Source organism: Thalassobacter sp. (assembly GCF_982993085.1).
The window spans coordinates 1-5,680 of the sequence record NZ_CEZFMW010000160.1 but is presented as its reverse complement, the minus strand read 5'-3'; the positions used below and the strand labels follow the sequence as shown (position 1 = coordinate 5,680).

The following is a 5,680-nucleotide window of genomic DNA, read 5'->3' as shown; positions in this document are numbered from 1 at the left end:
TGGCCGAGGAAATGTGCTCGCCCGAGTTCCAACCACAGCTCTGGGAGCAGTGGCGCGAGCGGATCAACGGCTGGGCCGGTGGGATCGATACATACCAGGACATCTACAACGAAGTCCGCACCAACACCCACACGCTGGCCGAAAACGTCGAACCCCGCCGTTGGTGGAAAGCGTAATCGCCTAGATATGCCAAAGGGCCAATCCCCGTGTGTCGGGGGTTGGCCTTTTTTTCTGTGAAACCGTGATCTAGAAAACTGGACGGGTTTGGCCCTGAAATGGGGCCCTTTTTAGAGTTGGAATAGGAGGGACGACCCATGGAAATGGTGTCGGATATGGGGACCATCATTTCGGCGATGATCTCTGGGGATGTCTGGGCGATCAGGCAGGCGCTGCGTGCAGATGCCGCCTATGCGCTGGGCACCATAACGGTGACAATCGCTGGATATGGGATGATGATGCTCTACCGGGCGGCGCCATTGATTGAGCGCCAGCTAGAGCGTGCCGTGATGGTGGGCAGCTACTTGGCGATCGCCTACATCATCTTTTCGGGCGTGATCGAGCGGTTCGTGTTTAACGACCAAGAACCTTGGTCCACCACGATCCCGCCGTTCCTGTTCATGATCATGGCTTGGTTTGGCGCGTCCTATAATGTGAGGTTGCGCACGCACCTTAGTTTTAACGAATTCCGCATGAATATGCCGCGCGCAGCACAATACATGTGCCTGTGGCTGGATGCGATTTTGTGGTTTGTCTTTGCTGTCATCGTCTTTGTGACCACGGCGCGGCAAACTGCGCTGGTGGCCGATAACTTTGCTATCGTGATGGGGACGGACAATGTGATGCAGTGGTGGTTCCTAACAGCCGCACCCATCGCGTTTGTGCTGTTGGTTACCCGCGTATTCCAAAACCTGAGCGACGATATCCGCGCGTGGCGCAATGATGAGCCGCTGATTAAACAAGCTGTTATCGGGGGGGATACGTGATGGCTGAATGGACTGATGGAACCTGGGTCACCCTAATTTCAATCACTGTGACGTTTCTGTTTATGCTCGGTGTGCCGGTGTTGTTGGTGATCTCATACTGGATCATTGGTTGCTCGTTTGTGCTGGGTCTGACACTTGATAACATGGGCGCGGAACTGTTGAACGTGTTCAACAAGGGCTTTGCGCTGTTGGCGATGCCGCTGTTCATTTTGACGGGGGATTTGATTAACAAATCCGGTATTGCCCGTAGGCTGTCGGATTTTGCGTATTCCTGTCTTGGCTGGCTGCGTGGCGGCTTGGCGATGGCGGCGATTGGGGCCTGTGGCCTGTTTGCGGCGATCTCGGGCTCGAACTCGGCAACGACGGCGACAATCGGCTCGATGCTGCACCCCGAAATGGTCAAAGGTGGATATGACGAACGCTTCTCGGCCGCGACAGCGGCGGCGGGCGGCACGGTCGGGATTATCATCCCGCCCTCGATCATCTTCATCGTATATGGCTTCTTGATGAACTTGCCGATCTCGGACCTGTTTGTGGCGGGTATTCTGCCCGGCGCCTTGATGGTGTTCGGCATGCAGTTCGCCTGCTGGGTGATCTGTCGTGCGAACGGCTGGGGCTACCTGATCCCGATCCAACTGAACCGCATCCTGAAAACGGCGTTCGGTGCTTGGCTTGGGTTCTTTGCAATCGGTCTGGTGCTTTGGGGCATCTACACTGGCAAGTTCTCTCCGACCGAGGCGGCAGGCGTGACAGTGGGCTTTTGCATCATTGCAGGTATCCTGAGCTACTATGCGACCAAGTTCCTGCACGTGGATAACGAGCAGCCGCTTGAGCAGAAAAGCTTTGCTTCGATGTTCGTGGTAGAGGGATTTAACATCCCCGACATCCCGTCCATCGTGATCCGCTCGGCGCAGATCACCGGCATTCTGGCGCCGCTCATCGCGGTTTCGGTGGTGATGCAGCAGATCCTGTCGCTTTTGGGGGCACAGGAGGTGATCGGCGGCTTCCTGACTGCCATGGGTGGCTACTACGCGGTTCTGTTCACGGCGATGATCATCGTGTTCGTGTCGGGCATGATCCTCGAGTCGCTGCCCGTCACCATCATCCTTGCCCCGATCTTGGCCCCAATTGCAGCCAGCGTGGGCGTTGATCCGATCCACTTTGCGGTGATTTTCCTAGTTGGTGCATCGATTGGTTTCATCACGCCTCCCTATGGTTTGAACCTTTACGTGGCTTCTGGGGTGACCGGAGTGCAGTACTTCCGCATCTTGCGGTACATCTTCCCGTACCTTATCGCTCTGATCTCGGTATGGATTTTTGTAGCTTTGGTGCCGTCAACGGCTCTGTCGTTGCTGCCCAACAGGTAACTGGGACGCGTAGGTATGGCTGAGGACACCGCAAAATCGAATGCGGACGAACACATTCCCACCAACCTCCGGCTGCTTCGGCTGCTGGAGGAGGTGGCCAAAGCGGGCACCCCCGTGACACCATCTGGCGTGAATGACACCCTCGGCCTGCCCAAACCCACCCTGCACAGGCTGTTTCACACTGCCGAGCAGGAAGGTTTTCTGCAACGTGATCTCGACGGGCGGAGCTATAGCCCCGGCCGTCGTCTGCGCCACCTTGCGGTGGATACGCTTAGCTCGGAACGGGTGCGGACTGTGCGTATTGCCGTGCTGCGCTCAATCGTGGATGCAGTCGGTGAAACCTGTAATATTGCCATCGCTGACCGCGACGGGATGTACTACCTCGACCGGATCGAGAGTGCGTGGCCCCTTCGGATTGCCATGCCTGTGGGCACCATTGTGCCGTTCCATTGCACCGCATCGGGCAAGCTGTACCTTTCATCGCTGCGGCCCGATTATCTAGATCGATACCTGCGCAATGCACCACTTGAGGCGCATACAGGCAACACCGTAACCGATCCTGCCGCGCTCAAGACGAGCATGGCGCAAATCCGGGCAAGTGGGTATTCCATCGATGATGAGGAATACATGGAAGGCATGTGCGCCATCGCCGTGCCCATCAAAAGCGATCAGGGGCGGCTTCTGTGTACCCTATCGATCCATGCTCCGACCCAGCGTCAATCGGTGCATGATCTGATGCATCACCTTGACCGACTGATCGATGGCGCGGCGGAACTCGCGTCCGTTGTGTCTGAGGCTTAGGCTAAATCTGCATTTCACCCACAAGGGCGGCCCATGAGGCACCGTGCATATCCCGGTCCTCAATCGCACCTTGAATAGTAGGCCGCGGCAGGCTGATTTTGATCACATGCAGGTCTGGAATGTCGAAGCGTTTGAAGGTCGCGGCATCCTTGCCAAACACCTGCGCGACAGCCGCCGTGTCTAGCCGGGGTTGCACCACGGTATAGGCCGCGGCACTGCCACAAAAGATATCAATCGTCAGCCAAAATGGTCCTGCATTTTTGGATCGGACCTTTTGGACAAGGGCGCGCAATTCAGCCATGTTCATGCACCTCTAGGCGGAATGCATCCATCGGGTTGTTCAACGTCATTGTATGATGCAGCGTGAACGCATAGGTCGCGCCGCGTTTCATTTCTGGCGGAGAAAAGAGGAAAGCAAATGTCGGCTGCTCTTCTTCTTGGGTCAGTGGGTGATGCAACAGATAGGGGTTGAGGATCTTGGCGATTTCTTCGGCGCGGGCCTCGGTGGGGGCGGTGACAATGGCGGTGACGCCGATCTCATTCGGGGTGCTGGCCTTGGTCTCTAGCGGGCCGAAGCTGGCGTTCTGACCAATCAGGCGCAGCTCAATATGAAAATCCGTGGTGCCCAGTCGGGCCTCGACCTTGGCGCGGGCTTTTGTGGCGATATCATCAGCCCAAGCCTGCGCGTTGGCCACATAACGGGTGTCGCGCAACAGCGCCATAGCAACGACCTGATAGCCCGCCACTCGCGCGCCCTCTATCTTGACGGTGTAGGCGTCTGACGGCACCCACGCCGAGCCTTCGACCCGGACACGGCTGTCATCCAGCGCAGTGTAGGTTGCGTCCCGAACATCCAGATATCCACCGGGTTCATACAGGATAAACGGGTCGGAGTTCTCATACAGCATATGGGCATAGACCGTGTGCGGCGTGGCGTGCGCGCCATCCGCCAGTGGCGTGATGGTAAACCCCGTCGCGTCAAAATCCACCTGAAGAACGCCCGACTGCGGGTTGGTGGCACACAGTGCACCGCATTCACCGATCTTTGCGCCATGCCATGCGGCACCTGCGTGATCGCCGTTTTGCAACGGCAGGGCCGCGATGATGGCCGTGTCAGTCGCGCGGCCACAGATGATGATGTCGGCCCCTGTCTCAAGGGCCTGCGTGACCTGCTCGGCCCCGGCGAGTGCTACGATATTGCTGCACGCGGCGATATCCTCGGCCGTGACGGTTGGGGCACCGGGCAGGGGGCTTAGGTTGGCCTTTGCGATGGCCTCAGGATCTTGGCCCGATTTCAGGGTCGCGATCTTGACGGGAGTGCCTTGCTCAGCCGCGATTTCTCGGGTCAGCTCCAGCATCCAATCGACCGCAGTATCCGCGCCGCAGGTGCCCGCTGTGCCGATCACTAGCGGCACCCCCGCCTTGGCGCGCGCGGTCATCAGCCCGGCCCATTCCACCTTGGTGGAGGCGCGGGCGTATTTCGACACGCCGCGCCCCAGATACGCAGGCCCGCTGTCGGTGCTGCCCCCATCGATCACGATAATGTCGGGGCGATTGACGATACCCCGCTCCAACGCGGCTTGGTCGTAATTCAGCCCAAGGGCACCGGAGGGGATCAGAACGCGTGTCATCAATCTGTCGGCAGCTGTGGTTTCTTGAGAAACTTACGCAGGAACATCGGTGCGATAAAGCCAAGGAACGCGGCCACAAACAGCCCGATGGAAATCCCGCTCGACAGCAGATAGGTCCAGTCGCCGTCGCTGAGGACCATGGCGTCGCGCAGTTGTTTTTCCATTTTGCCGCCCAACAGAATGCCAAGAATGACTGGCACTGTCGGGATATCCAACTTGCGCAGGACATAGCCAAGAATGCCGAACAACACGACCAAAAGCAGGTCGAAATAGCTCCCCGTAAGGGAGTATATCCCCACAAAGCTAACCATCGTCACGCCCGGCATCAGGATGGCAGGTGGCAGTTCCAGCAGCTTTACGAAGACCTTCACCATCGGCACGTTCATCGCCAGCAGCACAAAGTTCGCAATCAGCAGTGACGCGATCAGCCCCCAAACCACATCGGGTCGGTCGGTAAAGAGCGTCGGGCCGGGGGTGATGTTGAGCGTGACCAGCACCGCCAGCAACACGGCTGTCGTGCCCGATCCGGGCACGCCGAGGGTCAGCATCGGCACCAGCGCACCACCGGCGGCGGCGTTGTTGCCGACCTCGGGCGCGGCAATGCCCTTGGCCACGCCGGTCCCGAAGTTACCCTTTTCGCCGGCAATGGATTTCTCGGTCACGTAGGTCAGGAATGAGCCGAGCGAGGCCCCCGCACCGGGCAAAACCCCAGCGATAAAACCCAAAACCGAGGACCGCAGCATGACCCAGCGCGTGGACCAGATCTCAAGCCACGGGACGGTGACTTTGTCGATCTTGATGTTCAACGCGCCCTGTTTGCCGTGCTTTTCGATAAAAAAGAACACCTCGGACACGGCGAACAAGCCGACGATGGCCACAAGGAAATCGATCCCGTCAT

Annotated in this window: 6 protein-coding genes and 1 pseudogene; 4 read left to right on the top strand and 3 right to left on the bottom strand. The window is 58.3% G+C overall.

Translation table 11 applies throughout. The annotated features are described in order from the left end of the window. The 4 genes and pseudogenes from AC4GMC_RS16925 to AC4GMC_RS16910 all read left to right on the top strand — a co-directional run. Positions 1 to 176 (top strand): annotated as a pseudogene (locus AC4GMC_RS16925) (TRAP transporter substrate-binding protein); the annotation flags it as partial. Positions 177 to 314: 138 nt separating this feature from the next. Next, positions 315 to 983 (top strand): TRAP transporter small permease, encoded by a 669-nt coding sequence (locus AC4GMC_RS16920; RefSeq protein WP_487879254.1) that lies wholly within the window; start codon positions 315 to 317, stop codon positions 981 to 983. Next, positions 983 to 2,350, top strand: coding sequence for a TRAP transporter large permease (locus AC4GMC_RS16915; protein WP_487879253.1), 1,368 nt, complete (start codon positions 983 to 985; stop codon positions 2,348 to 2,350). Before AC4GMC_RS16920 ends, AC4GMC_RS16915 begins: the two co-directional genes overlap by 1 nt. A gap of 15 nt (positions 2,351 to 2,365) precedes the next feature. Beyond that, positions 2,366 to 3,151 carry an IclR family transcriptional regulator gene (locus AC4GMC_RS16910; RefSeq protein WP_487877521.1) on the top strand — a complete coding sequence of 262 codons (786 nt, stop codon included), beginning with the start codon at positions 2,366 to 2,368 and terminating at the stop codon, positions 3,149 to 3,151. Between the two features lies 1 nt (position 3,152). Here AC4GMC_RS16910 and AC4GMC_RS16905 read toward each other — a convergent pair whose 3' ends face one another. The 3 genes from AC4GMC_RS16905 to AC4GMC_RS16895 form a co-directional block, all read right to left on the bottom strand. Continuing rightward, positions 3,153 to 3,452, bottom strand: coding sequence for a DUF4387 family protein (locus tag AC4GMC_RS16905; RefSeq protein WP_487877522.1), 300 nt, complete (start codon positions 3,450 to 3,452; stop codon positions 3,153 to 3,155). Further along, entirely contained in the window at positions 3,445 to 4,782 is a 1,338-nt protein-coding gene (locus tag AC4GMC_RS16900; protein ID WP_487877523.1) for an acyclic terpene utilization AtuA family protein, read from the bottom strand. The genes AC4GMC_RS16905 and AC4GMC_RS16900 overlap by 8 nt, the downstream gene beginning before the upstream one ends. Continuing rightward, positions 4,782 to 5,680: tripartite tricarboxylate transporter permease (locus tag AC4GMC_RS16895; RefSeq protein ID WP_488082292.1), on the bottom strand; the 899-nt coding region annotated here is incomplete at its 5' end. The genes AC4GMC_RS16900 and AC4GMC_RS16895, both read right to left, overlap by 1 nt.

Coding starts and splice junctions, on each gene's coding strand:
- AC4GMC_RS16910 (WP_487877521.1), top strand. CDS start 2,366: ATGGCTGAGGACACCGCAAAATCGAATGCGGACGAACACATTCCCACC.
- AC4GMC_RS16900 (WP_487877523.1), bottom strand. CDS start 4,782: ATGACACGCGTTCTGATCCCCTCCGGTGCCCTTGGGCTGAATTACGAC.
- AC4GMC_RS16905 (WP_487877522.1), bottom strand. CDS start 3,452: ATGGCTGAATTGCGCGCCCTTGTCCAAAAGGTCCGATCCAAAAATGCA.
- AC4GMC_RS16915 (WP_487879253.1), top strand. CDS start 983: ATGGCTGAATGGACTGATGGAACCTGGGTCACCCTAATTTCAATCACT.
- AC4GMC_RS16920 (WP_487879254.1), top strand. CDS start 315: ATGGAAATGGTGTCGGATATGGGGACCATCATTTCGGCGATGATCTCT.